This window comes from Streptomyces sp. NPDC057950 (genome assembly GCF_042887295.1).
Classification (GTDB): domain Bacteria; phylum Actinomycetota; class Actinomycetes; order Streptomycetales; family Streptomycetaceae; genus Streptomyces; species Streptomyces kaempferi.
In genome coordinates this window covers 281,586-297,359 of the sequence record NZ_JBHVPP010000003.1, presented here as the reverse complement: position 1 = coordinate 297,359, position 15,774 = coordinate 281,586, and the positions used below count along the sequence as shown (strand labels likewise).

General features: G+C 70.6%; 11 protein-coding genes and 1 pseudogene. 9 read left to right on the top strand and 3 right to left on the bottom strand.

All coding sequences use genetic code 11. The annotated features are described in order from the left end of the window. Positions 1–35: 35 nt before the first annotated feature. The 8 genes and pseudogenes from chvE to ACFVTC_RS08125 all read left to right on the top strand — a co-directional run bounded on the left by chvE (position 36) and on the right by ACFVTC_RS08125 (position 12,291). Complete coding sequence (gene chvE, locus ACFVTC_RS08160) at positions 36–1,154, top strand: multiple monosaccharide ABC transporter substrate-binding protein (protein WP_390125187.1); 1,119 nt, start codon at positions 36–38, stop codon at positions 1,152–1,154. 32 nt (positions 1,155–1,186) lie between these two features. Beyond that, on the top strand, positions 1,187–2,737 hold the full coding sequence (mmsA, locus tag ACFVTC_RS08155) for a multiple monosaccharide ABC transporter ATP-binding protein (protein ID WP_390125184.1): 1,551 nt from the start codon (positions 1,187–1,189) through the stop codon (positions 2,735–2,737). Next, positions 2,734–3,978, top strand: coding sequence for a multiple monosaccharide ABC transporter permease (mmsB, locus tag ACFVTC_RS08150; RefSeq protein ID WP_390125181.1), 1,245 nt, complete (start codon positions 2,734–2,736; stop codon positions 3,976–3,978). Before mmsA ends, mmsB begins: the two co-directional genes overlap by 4 nt. 56 nt (positions 3,979–4,034) lie before the next feature. Next, positions 4,035–5,183, top strand: a complete 1,149-nt coding sequence (locus tag ACFVTC_RS08145) for an aldose epimerase family protein (RefSeq protein WP_390125178.1) — start codon at positions 4,035–4,037, stop codon at positions 5,181–5,183. A gap of 159 nt (positions 5,184–5,342) precedes the next feature. Beyond that, the gene (locus tag ACFVTC_RS08140) at positions 5,343–7,067 is read left to right on the top strand and encodes a pyridoxal phosphate-dependent aminotransferase (RefSeq protein WP_390125176.1); all 1,725 of its coding nucleotides are present in this window, start codon (positions 5,343–5,345) and stop codon (positions 7,065–7,067) included. A 490-nt stretch (positions 7,068–7,557) separates the two neighbouring features. Next, a complete protein-coding gene (gene rox, locus ACFVTC_RS08135; protein ID WP_390125174.1) occupies positions 7,558–9,000 on the top strand; it encodes a rifampin monooxygenase in 1,443 nt (480 codons plus the stop codon). A gap of 52 nt (positions 9,001–9,052) precedes the next feature. After that, a pseudogene (locus ACFVTC_RS08130) lies at positions 9,053–9,241 on the top strand (DUF397 domain-containing protein); the annotation flags it as partial. 65 nt (positions 9,242–9,306) lie between these two features. Further along, positions 9,307–12,291: a beta-galactosidase gene (locus ACFVTC_RS08125; RefSeq protein WP_390125172.1), complete on the top strand. Its 2,985-nt coding sequence runs from the start codon at positions 9,307–9,309 to the stop codon at positions 12,289–12,291. A gap of 79 nt (positions 12,292–12,370) precedes the next feature. Here ACFVTC_RS08125 and ACFVTC_RS08120 read toward each other — a convergent pair whose 3' ends face one another. Further along, positions 12,371–13,273 carry an SMP-30/gluconolactonase/LRE family protein gene (locus ACFVTC_RS08120; protein ID WP_390125170.1) on the bottom strand — a complete coding sequence of 301 codons (903 nt, stop codon included), beginning with the start codon at positions 13,271–13,273 and terminating at the stop codon, positions 12,371–12,373. Further along, complete coding sequence (locus ACFVTC_RS08115) at positions 13,270–14,046, bottom strand: IclR family transcriptional regulator (protein WP_390125168.1); 777 nt, start codon at positions 14,044–14,046, stop codon at positions 13,270–13,272. Before ACFVTC_RS08115 ends, ACFVTC_RS08120 begins: the two co-directional genes overlap by 4 nt. 192 nt (positions 14,047–14,238) lie before the next feature. On the opposite strand from ACFVTC_RS08115, the gene ACFVTC_RS08110 reads away from it, so the two are divergent. After that, on the top strand, positions 14,239–14,844 hold the full coding sequence (locus tag ACFVTC_RS08110; RefSeq protein ID WP_390125166.1) for a hypothetical protein: 606 nt from the start codon (positions 14,239–14,241) through the stop codon (positions 14,842–14,844). On the opposite strand, the gene ACFVTC_RS08105 is transcribed toward ACFVTC_RS08110, so the two are convergent. Further along, on the bottom strand, positions 14,825–15,745 hold the full coding sequence (locus ACFVTC_RS08105; protein ID WP_390125164.1) for a RimK family alpha-L-glutamate ligase: 921 nt from the start codon (positions 15,743–15,745) through the stop codon (positions 14,825–14,827). The two genes, ACFVTC_RS08110 and ACFVTC_RS08105, sit on opposite strands and share 20 nt — an antisense overlap. Between the last annotated feature and the right edge of the window lie 29 nt (positions 15,746–15,774).

Here is a 15,774-nt window from a genome sequence, read left to right as displayed (position 1 = left end):
CGCGAGGCCGAGTCCGGTCCACGACATCAAGGAAGATGATCATGCGCAATCGCAGAGCCGCCCTCACCGCCATAGCCGGCGCCGCGTCCCTCGCCCTGTCCCTGTCCGCCTGCGGCCAGAGCAGCGACGGCGGCAGCAAGAGCGACAGCAAGGACATCAAGGGAGCCACCATCGGCATCTCGATGCCGACCAAGTCCTCCGAGCGCTGGATCGGGGACGGCAACAACGTGGTCAAGGACCTTCAGTCCAAGGGGTACAAGACCAAGCTGGCCTTCGGTGAGGACGACCCGGACCAGCAGGTCTCGCAGATCGAGAACATGATCACGCAGGGTGTGAAGGCGCTGATCATCGCGGCCATCGACAACAAGTCGATGAACAACGTGCTCCAGCAGGCCGCCGACGCCAAGATCCCGGTCATCTCCTACGACCGCCTCATCCTCGGCACCAAGAACGTCGACTACTACGCGTCGTTCGACAACACCAAGGTCGGCGAGCTGCAGGCCGGTTACATCGTCGACAAGCTCGGTCTGAAGGACGGCAGCAAGAAGGGCCCGTTCAACATCGAGCTGTTCGCGGGCTCGAACGACGACAACAACACGAAGTACTTCTTCCAGGGCGCGATGAACGTCCTGCAGCCGTACATCGACAAGAAGCAGCTCGTCGTCAAGTCCGGCCAGACCCAGCTGACGCAGGTCACCACGCTGCGCTGGGACGGCGGCACCGCGCAGAAGCGCATGGACGACATCCTCACCTCGGCGTACAAGACGGCCCACGTCGACGCGGTGCTCTCGCCCTACGACGGCATCTCCATCGGCATCCTCTCGTCGCTGAAGTCGGACGACTACGGCTCCAAGAGCAAGCCGCTGCCGATCGTGTCCGGCCAGGACGCCGAGCTCGCCTCGGTGAAGTCGATCATCGCGAACGAGCAGACGATGACCGTCTACAAGGACACCCGCGAGCTCGCCAAGGTGGCCTCGAACATGGTCGACGCGGCGCTCAAGGGCAAGAAGCCCGAGATCAACGACGACAAGACCTACGACAACGGCACCAAGGTCGTCCCCGCGTACCTGCTGCAGCCGGTGAGCGTCGACAAGACCAACTACGAGAAGGAACTGGTCGCCACCGGCTACTACAAGGAAAGCGACCTCAAGTAACCGCCACCTCCTAGTGATTGGAAGGCACGACCATGGCGGGACCCGTCCTGGAAATGCGCTCGATCGTCAAGACCTTTCCCGGCGTCAAGGCGCTGTCGGACGTCACTCTGACCGTCCAGCAGGGCGAGGTCCATGCCATCTGCGGGGAGAACGGCGCCGGCAAGTCGACCTTGATGAAGGTCCTCTCCGGCGTTCACCCGCACGGGAGTTACGAAGGGGACATCCTCTTCGAGTCGGAGGTCTGCACGTTCAAGGACATCAGGGCCAGTGAGCAGCACGGCATCGTGATCATCCACCAGGAACTGGCCCTGGTGCCCTACCTCTCCATCGCGGAGAACATCTTCCTCGGCAACGAGCACGCCACCCGCGGGCTCATCAGCTGGACCGAGACGCTGCGGCACGCGTCCGAGCTGCTGCGGCGGGTCGGGCTCGACGAGAACCCGCAGACCCGGGTCGCCGACATCGGCGTGGGCAAGCAGCAGCTCGTCGAGATCGCGAAGGCGCTGTCGAAGAAGGTGAAGCTGCTCATCCTGGACGAGCCGACCGCCGCCCTGAACGACGAGGACAGCGGCAAACTCCTGGATCTGATCCTGGAGTTGAAGAACCAGGGCATGACCTCGATCATCATCTCCCACAAACTGAACGAGATCGAGCGGGTCGCGGACTCGGTGACCATCCTGCGCGACGGCCGGACCATCGAGACGCTCGACGTGAAGGCCGCGGAGACCACCGAGGACCGGATCATCAGCGGCATGGTCGGCCGCGACCTGGAGCACCGGTTCCCGGAGCGGACTCCGCACCACCCGGAGGAGGGCGCCGCGCCCGCCCTGGAGATCCGCGACTGGACCGTGTTCCACCCGATCGACCAGCAGCGCAAGGTGGTCGACGACGTGTCGATCACCGTGCGGCGCGGTGAGATCGTCGGCATCGCCGGGCTCATGGGCGCCGGGCGCACCGAACTGGCGATGAACGTCTTCGGGCGCGCCTACGGCCGCTACGCGGGCGGCACGGTGCACAGGGACGGCAAGGAGATCCGGACGAAGACCGTGTCCGAGGCGGTCGGGCACGGGATCGCGTACGTCACCGAGGACCGCAAGCACTACGGCCTCAACCTGATCGACACGATCAACCGCAACATCACGCTCAGCGCCCTGGGCAAGGTCTCCAAGCGCGGGATCGTCGACGAGCACGAGGAGCGGCAGGTCTCCGAGGGCTTCCGCAAGTCGATGAACATCAAGGCACCCACGGTGTTCGAGCCGGTGGGCAAGCTGTCGGGCGGCAACCAGCAGAAGGTCGTCCTGAGCAAGTGGATCTTCGCGGGCCCGGAGGTGCTGATCCTGGACGAGCCGACCCGCGGGATCGACGTGGGCGCCAAGTTCGAGATCTACACGGTCATCGACCGGCTGGCGGCCGAGGGCAAGGCGGTCGTCTTCATCTCCTCCGAGCTGCCGGAGCTGCTCGGCATGTGCGACCGCATCTACACGATGGCAGCGGGACGGCTGACGGGTGAGTTCTCGCGGGCGGAAGCCTCGCAGGAATCGCTGATGCGTCAGATGACAAAGGACAAAGAGGTAACCCGATGAGCACGGACGTGACCGCCAAGACGCCGGCCCCCGCACCGGCCGGGAAGAACGGCTCCGACACGGCGGAGAGCCTGCTCCAGCTGATGCTGGACGGCATGCGCCGCAACATGCGGCAGTACGGCATGCTGTTCGCCCTCGGTCTGATCGTGGTGCTGTTCGCCGTGTGGACCGACGGTGACCTGCTGCTGCCGCGCAACGTGTCCAACCTGGTGCTGCAGAACAGCTACATCCTGATCCTCGCGATCGGCATGATGCTCGTCATCATCGCGGGCCACATCGACCTGTCGGTCGGCTCGCTGACGGCGTTCGTGGGCGCGATCGGCGCCGTGCTGATGGTCAACCACAACCTCTCCTGGCCGCTCGCCCTGGTGCTGTGCCTGGCCATCGGCGCGGCCGCGGGCGCGGCACAGGGCTTCCTCATCGCGTATCTCGGCATACCGTCGTTCATCGTGACCCTGGCGGGCATGCTGACCTTCCGCGGTCTGACCGAGATCTTCCTCAAGGGCCAGACGATCGGCCCGTTCCCCGAGGGTCTGCAGAAGGTCGCCAACAGCTTCCTGCCCGAGGTCGGACCCGACACGAACTACCACAACCTCACGCTGCTGCTCGGCATCGCCCTGATCGCCTTCGTGGTGTTCCAGGAGGTCCGTGACCGCAAGCGGCAGCAGGAGTTCTCCCTCGGTGTCCTGCCCAGGAACCTCTTCCTGCTCAAGCTCGTCGCGCTGATCGCCGCCGTACTCACCGTCACCATGCTGCTCGCCAGTTACAAGGGCGCTCCGGTGGTCCTGCTGATCCTCGGCGTCCTGGTCGCCGGCTTCGGCTACCTGATGCGCAACGCGGTCATCGGCCGCCACATCTACGCGATCGGCGGCAACCTCCCGGCGGCGAAGCTGTCGGGTGTGAAGGACAAGAAGGTCACCTTCCTGGTCTTCCTGAACATGGGCATGCTCGCGGCCCTGGCGGGTCTGGTCTTCGCCGCCCGCTTCAACGCGGCCTCGCCCAAGGCCGGTCTGAACTTCGAACTCGAAGCGATCGCGGCCTCGTTCATCGGCGGCGCGTCGATGAGCGGCGGCGTGGGCACGGTCCTCGGCGCGATCATCGGTGGTCTCGTCCTGGGCGTGCTGAACAACGGTATGAACCTCGTCGGCATCGGCAGCGACTGGCAGCAGGTCATCAAGGGTCTGGTACTGCTGGCCGCGGTCGGGTTCGACGTGTGGAACAAGCGCAAGGTCGGTTCGTAAGTCGCTAGGGCCCCCACTTCGGTGGGGGCCTTCAACTTCCACTGCAGGAGCCGCACATGGAAACCAGCAGACGAACGATCATCGCCGCGGCTGCCGCCGCGGGTGTCACCGCCGCCACAGTCGGCACCGCGCACGCCGGCACCGGGGGCGGGAAGCCGGTCAAGGAACTCTTCGGCAGGCTCGCCGACGGCACGAAGGTCCACCGCTGGTCGCTCGCGAACGGCGGCACACGTCTGAAGGTCATCTCCTACGGCGGGATCGTCCAGTCCCTGGAGATCCCCGACCGGCACGGCCGCTACGCGAACGTCTCCCTCGGGTACGACAACCTGGCGTCCTACGTCGCCGGTACGACGTTCTTCGGGGCGACGATCGGCCGTTACGGCAACCGCATCGCGGGCGGGCGCTTCACTCTCGACGGCAAGGCCCACCAGCTCTCCGTCAACGACGGCGTGAACAGCCTGCACGGCGGGGCCAAGGGCTTCAACACCAAGGTCTGGGACATCGAGGGCTTCACCTCCGGCTCCGACGTCGGCCTGCACCTGCACTACACCAGCATCGACGGCGAGATGGGCTACCCGGGCACGCTGCGCGTGAAGGTGACCTACACCCTCACCCGGCACGGCGACTGGCGCATCGACTACGAGGCCACCACCGACAAGGCCACCGTCGTCAACCTCACCAACCACACGTACTACAACCTCGCCGGGGAGGGCCGCGGCGGCATCTACGACCACGAACTCACCCTGGCGGCGGGGCGCTTCACCCCCACCGACGCCGGTCTGATCCCCACCGGCGAACTGGCGAAGGTCGCGGGCACCCCCTTCGACTTCCGGCGCGCCAAGCCGGTCGGCCGCGACATCCGGGCCGGCCACCCCCAGCTGGTCACCGCCAAGGGCTTCGACCACAACTGGGTGCTCGACAAGGGCGTCACCGCCCGGCCCGAGCACATCGCGACCCTGCGCGACCCGGACTCCGGCCGCACCCTGAAGATCGCGACCGACCAGCCGGGCGTGCAGTTCTACTCGGGCAATTTCCTGGACGGCACCCTGGTGGGCACCTCCGGACACACCTACCGGCAGGGCGACGGCATGTGCCTGGAGACCCAGCACTTCCCGGACTCCCCGAACCAGCCCTCGTTCCCCTCGACGGTGCTGCGCCCGGGTCGGACGTACCGCACGACGACGGTGCACTCCTTCAGCGCCTGACATGCCGAAACCCGGTGCCGGACGCCGCCGAGGGCCTTGAGGTTGCCCCGGTGCGCGGACCCTCACCGGATCCTCACGAGTTGAACAGCGCCACCCCCGTCTCCGTATGAGAGGGCGGCCCGTGCTCCCCCGCACGGGCCACCCAGAGACGGAGGTTCCATGGCCGACAACGTCGCCTCGCTGTTCCGCGGTACTGCGGCGCACAGCCCCTCGATGGCTGCGCTCGCCCGCGAGAGCGACGGAGTCGGCCCGATCGACTTCTGCATCCCGTGCAACCCGTACTTCCCCACGCCCGGCATGTTCGACGAACTGGCCGGGCGGCTGCGCGAGATCATCACGTACTACCCGAGCAGCGCCGACACCATCACGGCCGAGCTGTGCGCGCTGCTCCAGCTTCCGCCGAGCTGTGTCGCCATGGGCAACGGTTCCACGGAACTGATCACCTGGATCGACCACCTGCTGGTCCGCGAGTCCCTCGCCATCCCCGTCCCCACCTTCGGCCGCTGGACCGACCAGCCGATGGAGACCGGCAAGCGCGTCGACATGTTCCCGCTCCAGGAGTCGACGGGCTTCGCCCTGGACCCCGCGAAGTACATCCAGTTCATCCGTGCCCGGGGCACCCGGGTCGCCGTGATCTGCAACCCCAACAACCCGGACGGCGGCTTCCTGAGCCGGCAGACGGTCGTGAACTTCATGGACGCGCTCCAGGACCTGGACCTCGTGATCATCGACGAGTCGTTCCTGGAGTTCGCCGACGCGGAGAACGAACCGAGTGTCGTCGAGGAGGCGGTGCTGCGGCCCAACGTCATCGTGCTGCGCAGCCTCGGCAAGAACTTCGGCCTGCACGGGATCCGGTTCGGCTACCTCGTGGCCAACCCCGCGCTCGCGGGCAAGATCCGCTCCATGCTGCCCAAGTGGAACCTCAACTCCTTCGCGGAGACCGTGGTGTTCATGCTCAAGGAGCACGGCGCCGAGTACATGGAGAGCCTCCACCTGGTGCGCCGCGACCGGCTCGACATGGCGCGTCAGCTGACCGCGCTGCCCGGTCTGACGGTCTACCCCTCGCAGGGCAACTTCCTCTTCGTACGGCTGCCCGTGGGTGCCGAGGGCACCGTCGTCCGCGACCGGCTGCTCACCGAGCACCGGATCCTGGTCCGCGAGTGCGGCAACAAGATCGGTTCGTCCAGTCGCTTCCTGAGACTCGTGGTGCGCCCCCAGGTGGACGTGCGTCGCCTGGTGTCCGGCCTGGAACAGGTGCTCTACGGGTCCAGGAGGGGAGCCGCCGTGCCCGAGCCGAGCACTGGGACCGGCTACAGCTCGGGCACGGCGGCGGTCGACCGTCTGATCAGCGAGACGAACGGGGTCGGCATGCCGCTGGCCGCGCAGGCCGCCGCGATGCCCAGCCTGCCGCCCGCGCAGACCTGGCCGGGCCCGGCGCAGGCTCCGGCACAACTGCCCGGTGGTATCCCCGGCGGCATGCCCGGTCTGATGCCCGCGCCGGCCGTCGCCATGATGCCCGCCCCCGCCCCGGCGGCCGCCATGATGCCGCCCATGGCCCCCATGCCCCCGGCCGCCCCGCCGCAGCAGCCCATGCCCGCGGTCGCCCAGATGCAGCCCCCGCCCATGCCCGCGGTCGCTCAGATGCAGCCCCCGCCGATGTCCGCGCCTCCCATGCCGGGCATGCCCGGCATGCCCAATTCAAATGGTATGCCCGGTATGACTCCCGCACCGGCCGCCGGACTCGGCCAGACCGGGATACCGGGCCTGCGCAACGGCGGGCTCACCGCCGCCCAGGTCCGGGGCCGCACCCAGCCGGAACCCGAGCCCGCGCCGCAGCCGACGGGCTGGCCGGCCGCCGGTGCGATGTACAACCAGGTCGGCTAGGGCGTGTCGCGAAGGTCCCGTCGTCCGCCCGGAGGGCGGGCCTCGCGGCGTCCGGTGCGTGCTCTCGGCGTGCCGGGCAAAAGCGCGCGTACGGGACGTACCCGGGTTTCCGCCCGGTGCGGCGAGTGGGGGCACCTCCCACGCCCTCGAGGCAGTGCGGGAACGTGCCGGGCGCCGCGAGGCAGGCGGGACCTTCGCGACACGCCCTGGGGCCGGGGCGGACGCCCGCGGCCGGAGATCCTCCCGGACCGCGCGGACGACGAAGGGCAAGGAGAACTCCCGCCCCTCGCCCTCTTCAACGTATAGCGCGCCAGGGGGCTTGCGGCAAGGCCCCGGTCGTGCCGCAGAATCGTCGACCGGGGCCGGAACCTGTGGAAAATGCCTACTTCACGACGTACATGTGCCGTTGTCCGCGTATGACGTCGGGTGGCGCGCGAGCCCGCGCACGGGGCGTCCGGCCGACATCCCCTCTCGTCGAACGGGCGTTCTGATGATTGACGTGATCGTGGTCGGCGGCGGACCGACCGGGCTGATGCTCGCCTGCGAGCTGCGCCTGCACGGTGTGCACGTGGTCGTGCTGGAGAAGCTGTCCGAGCCGACCACGGAGTTCCGCGGGCGCGGGCTGCACGCGCGCAGCGTCGAGATCATGGACCAGCGCGGCTTGCTGGACCGGTTCCTCGCGGTCAGTGAGAAGTTCCGGGCCGGCGGTTTCTTCGGCGGTATCCACAAGCCGTGGCCCGACGGCGTGGACACGGCGCACCCGTACGGCCTCTCCACCCCGCAGCCGGTCGTCGAGCGCCTGCTCCACGAGCGCGCTCTCGAACTCGGTGCGGAGATCCGGCGCGGACGCGAGGTGGTCGGGCTGAGTCAGTACGACGGGAACGCGGCCGGGGCCGGGGTGAGCGTCGATCTCACGGACGGCACACGGCTGCGCGCACGGTATGCCGTCGGGTGCGACGGCGGGCGCAGCACGGTGCGCAAGCTTCTCGGTGTCGGTTTCCCCGGCGAGCCCGCCAGGGTCGAGACACTGCTCGGCGACATGGAGATGACCGAGGACCGGGCGACGGTCGAAGCCGTCGTCGCGGAGGTCCGCAGGTCTCAGCTGCGGTTCGGCGCCCTCGCCAACGGGGACGGGACGTACCGCGTCATCGTGCCCGCCGACGGCGTGACGGAGGACCGGGCGAGCGCGCCGACCCTGGAGGAGTTCAGGCGACGGCTGCGGGCGGTCGCGGGCACCGACTTCGGCGTGCACTCCCCGCGCCGGCTCTCGCGGTTCGGCGACGCGACCCGGCAGGCCGAGCACTACCGGGTCGGCCGGGTCATGCTGGCCGGCGACGCGGCGCACATCCACCCGCCGACCGGCGGGCAGGGGCTCAACCTCGGCGTCCAGGACGCGTTCAACCTCGGCTGGAAGCTGGCCGCCGAGGTCGGCGGCTGGGCGCCGGAGAGCCTCCTGGACAGCTATCACGCCGAACGCCACCCGGTGGGTGCCCGCGTGCTGGACAACACCCGCGCCCAGATCACGCTGCTGGGCACCGACGCGGGGGCGACCGCGCTGCGCGAGCTGTTCTCGAAGCTGATGGACTTCGAGGAGGTGAACCGGTACGTCACCGAGATGATCACCGCGGTCGGGGTCCGCTACGACTTCGGCGAGGGGCACGACCTGCTCGGCCGGCGGATGCGGGACATGGAGCTGAAGCAGGGTCGCCTGTACGGGCTGACGCACGCGGGCCGCGGGCTGCTGCTCGACGGGACGGGCCGGCTCTCGGTGTCGGGCTGGGCGGACCGGGTCGACCACGTCATCGACACCGGCGGTGAACTGGACGTGCCCGCCGTTCTGTTGCGGCCGGACGGTCACGTGGCCTGGGCCGGCGAGGACCAGGAGGATCTGCTCGGTGTGATGCGGAGGTGGTTCGGCGCGCCCGTCGGCTGACCCCGCGCGGGGCGACCGCGCCGAAGTAGCCCTCTCCCGGCGCGAGTCGAGCCACAGCAGCGGCGTCGGCGTCGGCTGCGCAGAGGTCGCCGCCTCCTCCCGCGCCATCCACGTCCGCGACCCCGAGAATCCCCAGGGCCCCACTCGCCCTCCCTCCCGTCACCTGGTCCGGCTTCCTCACCTACGCTGTCACCCGCACCTGAGTCCCCTCCACCCTTGCCGCGCCGGGAACCTCATATGACCGGAATAGGACGAATCGCTGTGGACAATGATCACAGCGACGCCGCTGTCCCTGGGAGGCCCCGCATGGTGTTGAGCAGACGTACCTTCAGCGCACTCGCCGGCACCGCCGCGCTGGGCCTCACGCTGGGCGGCAGCGGGGACGGCGGCGCGTACGCGGCCGGCACCGCGCCCACCGGGCCCGCGCCCGGACCGCCCCGCGCCGACGGACGGCGGCACACCATCGGGTTCGACAGCTACTCCCTGCTGATCGACGGCAGGCGCGTGGTGCTGTGGTCAGGCGAGGTCCACCCCTTCCGGCTGCCGAGCCCCTCCCTCTGGCGCGACGTGCTGCAGAAGCTGCGCGCCCACGGCTACAACACGATCAGCGTCTACGTCTCCTGGAACTACCACTCGCCCGCCCCGGGGCACTACGACTTCACGGGCGTCCGCGATCTCGGCCTGTTCCTGCGCACGGCGGCCGAGACGGGTCTGTACGTGATCCTGCGGCCCGGCCCGTACATCAACGCCGAGGTCGACGCCGGCGGCTTCCCGGGCTGGCTGACGGCGACCCGGGGCACCGCCCGGACCTCCGACCCGACCTATCTGTCGCACGTCGACGAGTGGCTGACCGCCGTGAACCGGGTCGCGGCCCGGCACCTCCACACCGACGGCGGCGGCACGATCGTCCTCTACCAGCTGGAGAACGAGTACGCGAACAACGTCACCAGCCCGCGCGGCCGCGACTACATGGCCCACCTGTACGCCAAGGCCCGCGCCGACGGCATCGACGTACCGCTGTTCCACAACGACAAGGGCAGGAACGGCCACTGGGCGCCCGGGACCTTCGACACCCATGGTGAGAAGGGCCGTTACCTGTACGGGTTCGACGGCTACCCGTCCCCCGCCGAACCGCCGCCGGACTGGGGCTACTACGGCGTCGGCGGGACGAAGGGCGGCTCGACCGCGAGCCCCGGGACCCCGGGGTTCCTGGCCGAGTTCGGCGGCGGCTGGTTCGACCCGTGGGGCGGGGTGGAGTTCGACGGCAAGGGGTACGCGGAGTCGGCCCGGACCCGGGACGCGGCGTACGAGCGGCGCTTCTACCTCACCAACCTCGCCAACGGGATCAAGGTCCACAACGTCTACATGACCTTCGGCGGCACCTCCTGGGGCTGGCTGCCCGCGCCGGTCGTCTACACGTCGTACGACTACGGCGCGGCCCTCGACGAGGCCCGCAGGCCGACCCCGAAGCTGGTCCCGATGCACCAGATCGGGCAGCTCCTGCACTCCGTGCCCGACCTCGCCAAACTGGACCGGGCGCCCGCCGTCGCGGTCGGTGACGGCGACGGCGGGTCGCGGGCCGTCGCCGGGATCACGGCGTACCACCTCGTCAATCCCGACACCAAGGCGCACTTCCACGTGCTGCGCAACGACCGGCCCGCCGACGTCGTGGCCGCCGTCACGCTCGCCGGGGAGAGCGTCCGCGTGCCCCTCCCCGGTCTCGACGCCCGGCTGCTCGCCACCGGACTCTCCCTGGGGCGGCGGACCCTGCGGTACTCCAGCGCGCAGCCCATGCTGCGGCTGGCCGCCGGACGTCAGGACATCGCGGTGTTCACAGGGCGGAGGGGTGAGCCGACCTGGACGGTGCTGGAGTGCGCGAGCGCGCCGGAGGTCACCGTGCTGGAGGGCAGCGCGCGCCATGAGCACGCGCACGGCCTCCTGCGCATCGACGCCGAACTCAAGGGTCTGACACGGGTGTTGGTGGAGGGCGGCGGCAACACGGCGCCCCTGCTGCTGCTCCTCGCCGACGACGGGACCTCCGCGCGGCTGTGGCGTCAGGACACGGCGTCGGGCCCGGTCCTGGTGCGCGGCCCGGCCCTGGTGCGCACCGCGGACCTGCGCGGCACGACCGTCCATCTCACCGGGGACACGGTGGCGGCCGCGGACCTGGAGGTGTGGGGGCCGCGCGGGGTGGACGGCGTGGTCTGGAACCAGGCCCCGGTGCGCACCCGCGCGACTCCGTCCGGCAGCCGGCTGGCCGAGCGGCGGCTGCCCGGCGTACCGGCCGTCGTGCTCCCCGCGCTGCGGAAGTGGCGCCATCACACCGAGAACCCGGAGTCCGCCGCCCGTTTCGACGACTCGGCCTGGCGGACCGCCGACCGGACGTCCTCCCACAGCGTCACCCCCGTACCGGCCGGACAGCCCGTGCTGTTCGCCGACGACTACGGTTTCCACTACGGGGACGTCTGGTACCGGGGTCACTTCGCGGATCTGGCCGGCGCGGAGTCGGCGTCCCTGTCGTACGTCACGGGCACGCAGGGGCTGCTGATGGCCTGGCTGGACGGCAGGCCGCTGGGCACGCACCGGATGCCGGTGCCGGACAAGAAGACGGTCCGGCAGGGGACCTGGGCCGCCGGGGCCACCTTCCCGATCACGCCGGAGGCCCGCCGGGCGAAGGGGCCGCACGTGCTGTCGGTCCTGGTGCGCCGGATGCAGCACGACCAGGACGGCGCGGCCCGGGACACGCACAAGGCGGCCCGCGGGCTGACGGCCGTGACCTTCCGCGGCGCCGCGCCCGCGCTCTCCTGGCGGATCCAGGGCGCGGCGGCCCCTGACCCGGTGCGCGGGCCGCTGAACCACGGCGGCCTGTACGGGGAACGGCAGGGCTGGCATCTGCCGGGGTTCGCGGACGGCGGCTGGAAGGGCGTGGAGTTCCCGCAGGCGCGGCGGGGGCAGGGAGTCAGCTGGTACCGCACCGGGTTCCGGCTCGCGGTCGACCCCGCCGTGGACGCCTCGATCGGGCTCACCCTCACCGACGACCCGTCCCGCGCCTACCGTGTCCAGATCTTCCTGAACGGCTGGAACCTGGGCCAGTACATCAACGACGTAGGTCCTCAGCACACCTTCGTGCTGCCGAACGGGGTGCTGAACACACGTGGTGCCAACACCCTGGCCCTCGCCGTGCTGGCGGACGGGACCACACCCGCGGGTCCGGGCACCGTGCGGCTGACGCTGATGGGCAGCGCGGCCGGCGGAGTGCCGGTGACACCGGTGGCCTCCCCCGGCCGGTGACCGTCGGCGGAACCTGATCGTCCCCGTCCGGTCGGCGACCGGGCGGGGACGTCGGGAGGAGTCCGGTTTCGGGGAACCGTCAGCCGGCGAACGCGGGCTGTGCCAGGCCCTTGCCCGCGCCGGGGACGACGAGGACCGAGCCGGAGAGCGGGTGCGGCGCGACCAGACCCGTACGGGCGGTGGTGATGTACAGGTCGGTCAGGTCCGCGCCACCGAACGCGCAGGCCGTGGGGCGGCGGACCGGGAGGGCGATCACGCGGTCGAGGCGGCCGTCGGGGGTGTAGCGGCGGACCGCGCCACCGTCCCAGAACGCCACCCAGACACAGCCCTCGGCGTCCACGGTGAGGCCGTCCGGGTAACCCTCGTCAGCGTCGATGGTCACCAACCCTCGCCTGTTGCGGGGAAGTTGGTCCTCACCCACGTCGAAGACGTCGATCCGCCGGGTCGGGGTGTCGATGTAGTACATCAGCCGCCCGTCGGGGCTCCATCCCGTGCCGTTGCTGACGGTGACGTCGTCCAGGACGGTGTGCGCGGTGCCGTCCGCGGCGATCCGGGACAGCACGCCGCCGCCCCGGTCCTCGTCGTAGCGCATGCTGCCGGCCCAGAGCGCGCCGTCGGGGGCGACCGCCGCGTCGTTGCCGCGGCGGCCGGGGACGGGTTCGCGGTGCAGCCAGCGGAACCCCCCGGGGGAACCTGACGAACCTGATGAACCTGATGAACCTGATGAACCTGATGAACCTGCGGGATCGTACAACCCCACCCCGTCACGGAGGTTGACCACCAGGCCACCGCCCACGCGGGGCTTGGCCGCGCCCACGTGCTGCTCGGTGACCATGACCGTACGGCGCCCGGAGACGGGATCGTAGGTGTGGACCCGGGAGCCGAGGATGTCGACCCAGATCAGCCGCTGTTCGTGGGCGTCCCAGGTCGGGCCCTCGCCGAGGGCCGCGTCGGCGCGTATCGCAACGTCGGCGGAGGTCATCCCGTCACGCTCCGGTGGCCGAGCCGCTCGGAGAGCTCGGCGGCGCCCTTCGCGGCGAGCTGCTCCAGCTCGGCGCGGCGCTCGTCGCTCCAGCGGATCATGGGTACGGAGATGGAGAGCGCGGCGACGACCTGTCCCGTGCGGTCGCGCACCGGGGCGGCGACACAGCTGACGTCCGGGTTCGACTCGCGGCTCTCGACGGCGACGCCGCGGCGGCGGATCTCCGTCAGTGCCTCGCGCAGGGCGCCCGGTTCCGTGATGCTGTTCGGTGTCATCGCGGCCAGGTCCGCGTCGTCGGGGATGCGGGAGGCCAGCTCCGGACCGGGCAGCGAGGCGAGCAGCATCTTGCCCACGGAGGTGCAGTGGGCGGGGAGGCGGCGCCCCGCCGCCGACACCATGCGCACGGCGTGCGTGGAGTCGACCTTCGCGATGTAGATGACGTCCGTGCCCTCGAGGATCGCCACATGGACCGTCTCGTCGCAGGTCTCGGCGACGGTACGGGCGACCTGCTGGCCCTCCGCGGCGAGGTCCAACTGCTCGGCGTAGCGGCTGCCGAGCTGGTACGGCCGCACGCCGAGGCGGTAGCGTCCGGGCTGGCCCGGTATCTGCACGATGTACGAGCGGGCGGCGAGCGTGGTGACCAGCTCGTGCACCGTCGTCCGCGGCAGTTGTAGCCTGCGCACGATGTCGGGGGCGGAGAGCGTGCCGTCCCCGTCGAGGAAGAGCTCGAGAATGTCGAGAGCCCGGGTCACGGCAGGTACGAGGCGTCCCACAACCGGCCCCCTCCCTATGTTCGAAATTTCAACAGACGATCGGCATGACGAACACAGGCTACTCATGGTGGTCTTGGAGGGGCAATGGGTGGGCGACCGCGAGGTGCCAGGGGCTGATGTCGACCGGCGGGGACGGCGGGACGTACGGCCCTTCCACGTGACGCCGCCCGCGCGCCGGCCCGATGCGCGATCATGGGCCGCATGCCCGCCAAGCGACCCGCCGGCCCCTTCACCCCGCTCGACTTCCAACTGGTCCTGCTGCGCCGCATGGCCGACCACAACCCGGACCTCGTCGACGACGCCCGACACGAACTGGGCGTCTCCCTCGCGGACATGCGCGAGGCCAACCGGCGCTGGCAGGCGATGCTGCACGCCCCGCGCTCCCGCTCCGCCGCCCACCGCTACCGCTCGGTCCTCGGCGCCCCGGAGTCGGTCACCCCGCGCCAGATCGGCGACCTCGCCTGCGAGGCCCTGCTGTGGCCCGTGCCCCTCTGGCCCGGCCTGCGCTTCGAGGTCCTCGCCCTGTCGAACGGCGTGGTCTGGAACGAATGGCTGGTCCGCGCCCCCGGCACCGCGGGCCCGGTGCTGAGGACCCTGGACGACCTGACCCCCTGGTCCTGCACGGTCGACGAGGCCGCCCGCGCCTTCGCCCCCGCCCGGCCGCTGGAGGGCACCGCCCCCACCCGCTGGGGGCTCGCCTTCACGGCCCCGGACGCGTCGGGGGTGCGGCGGGAGTGCGCGGCCGAGTTCACCTGGGGGCTGCTCCAGCGGGTGGCCGTCAGCGGGCGGCCCGGATGACCGCCTCCGCGACGACGGGCACCGACTCCGGGTGCAGCCAGAGGAAGAGGTTGGGTTCCACCAGCTCCAGTTCCATGACGCACGGCTTCCCGTCGTCGCCGTCGACGACGTCGACCCGGGCGTAGAGCAGGGCGTCCCCGGCCGTACCGTGCGGCCCGTGCGGTACGGCGGCCAGCGCGCGCTCGGCGAGGGAGAGTTCGGCCGGGGACGGCTGCCAGACCTCCATCCGGGGATGCGGGACCTTGTCCGCGTCGTAGGCCGTCCCGGGCTCGAGGACGGCACCCTTGCGGCCGGCGTGCAGGAAGCGTCCGCCGAAGAACTGCAGCGCCCGCTCTCCCGAGGTGTCGACGCCCCGCAGGTAGGGCTGGACCATCGCGGTCAGCCCCCGCTCGTGCAACCGGGCGAGGTGCCGCAGCGCGGTCTCCCGCTCCTCGGGCCGGTAGCGGGCGGCGAGCCGTGCGCCCGCGCCCGACGTGGGCTTCACCACGTACTCGTGGCCGTCCGGAAGGTCGACGGGGTCGCCGGGTGCCAGGTACCGGGTCGGCACGGTCGGCACCCCGGCCCCGGCCAGCTCACCGAGGTACCGCTTGTCGGTGTTCCACCGCACGATCGCCGCCGGATTCGCCAGCCGGGTGAGCTTCGCGACCCGCTCGGCCCACGCCACGAACTCCGCGACCCGCCAGCTGTAGTCCCAGGTCGAACGGATGACGACCAGGTCGAAGTCCGCCCAGTCGACGGCCGGATCGTCCCAGTGCACGATCCCGGCCCGCGCTCCGGCGTCCTCCAGGGCCCCCTCGAGCACGGGCAGATCCCGGTCCGCGCTCGCCGTGCCCTCCTCCGGCCGGTAGGTGGCGAGTGCGATGCGGGGGCGGGCGGCGCTGCGGGCCACGGCGGACTCCATCCTCGTAACGTCTGATCCCCGGGGAGGCT

What these genes read in the sequence shown, in the direction of transcription:
- ACFVTC_RS08110 (WP_390125166.1), top strand. Translation starts at nt 14,239, where the DNA reads ATGGGCCGCATGCCCGCCAAGCGACCCGCCGGCCCCTTCACCCCGCTC.
- ACFVTC_RS08105 (WP_390125164.1), bottom strand. Translation starts at nt 15,745, where the DNA reads ATGGAGTCCGCCGTGGCCCGCAGCGCCGCCCGCCCCCGCATCGCACTC.
- mmsB (WP_390125181.1), top strand. Translation starts at nt 2,734, where the DNA reads ATGAGCACGGACGTGACCGCCAAGACGCCGGCCCCCGCACCGGCCGGG.
- mmsA (WP_390125184.1), top strand. Translation starts at nt 1,187, where the DNA reads ATGGCGGGACCCGTCCTGGAAATGCGCTCGATCGTCAAGACCTTTCCC.
- ACFVTC_RS08140 (WP_390125176.1), top strand. Translation starts at nt 5,343, where the DNA reads ATGGCCGACAACGTCGCCTCGCTGTTCCGCGGTACTGCGGCGCACAGC.
- chvE (WP_390125187.1), top strand. Translation starts at nt 36, where the DNA reads ATGATCATGCGCAATCGCAGAGCCGCCCTCACCGCCATAGCCGGCGCC.
- ACFVTC_RS08125 (WP_390125172.1), top strand. Translation starts at nt 9,307, where the DNA reads ATGGTGTTGAGCAGACGTACCTTCAGCGCACTCGCCGGCACCGCCGCG.
- ACFVTC_RS08145 (WP_390125178.1), top strand. Translation starts at nt 4,035, where the DNA reads ATGGAAACCAGCAGACGAACGATCATCGCCGCGGCTGCCGCCGCGGGT.
- rox (WP_390125174.1), top strand. Translation starts at nt 7,558, where the DNA reads ATGATTGACGTGATCGTGGTCGGCGGCGGACCGACCGGGCTGATGCTC.
- ACFVTC_RS08120 (WP_390125170.1), bottom strand. Translation starts at nt 13,273, where the DNA reads ATGACCTCCGCCGACGTTGCGATACGCGCCGACGCGGCCCTCGGCGAG.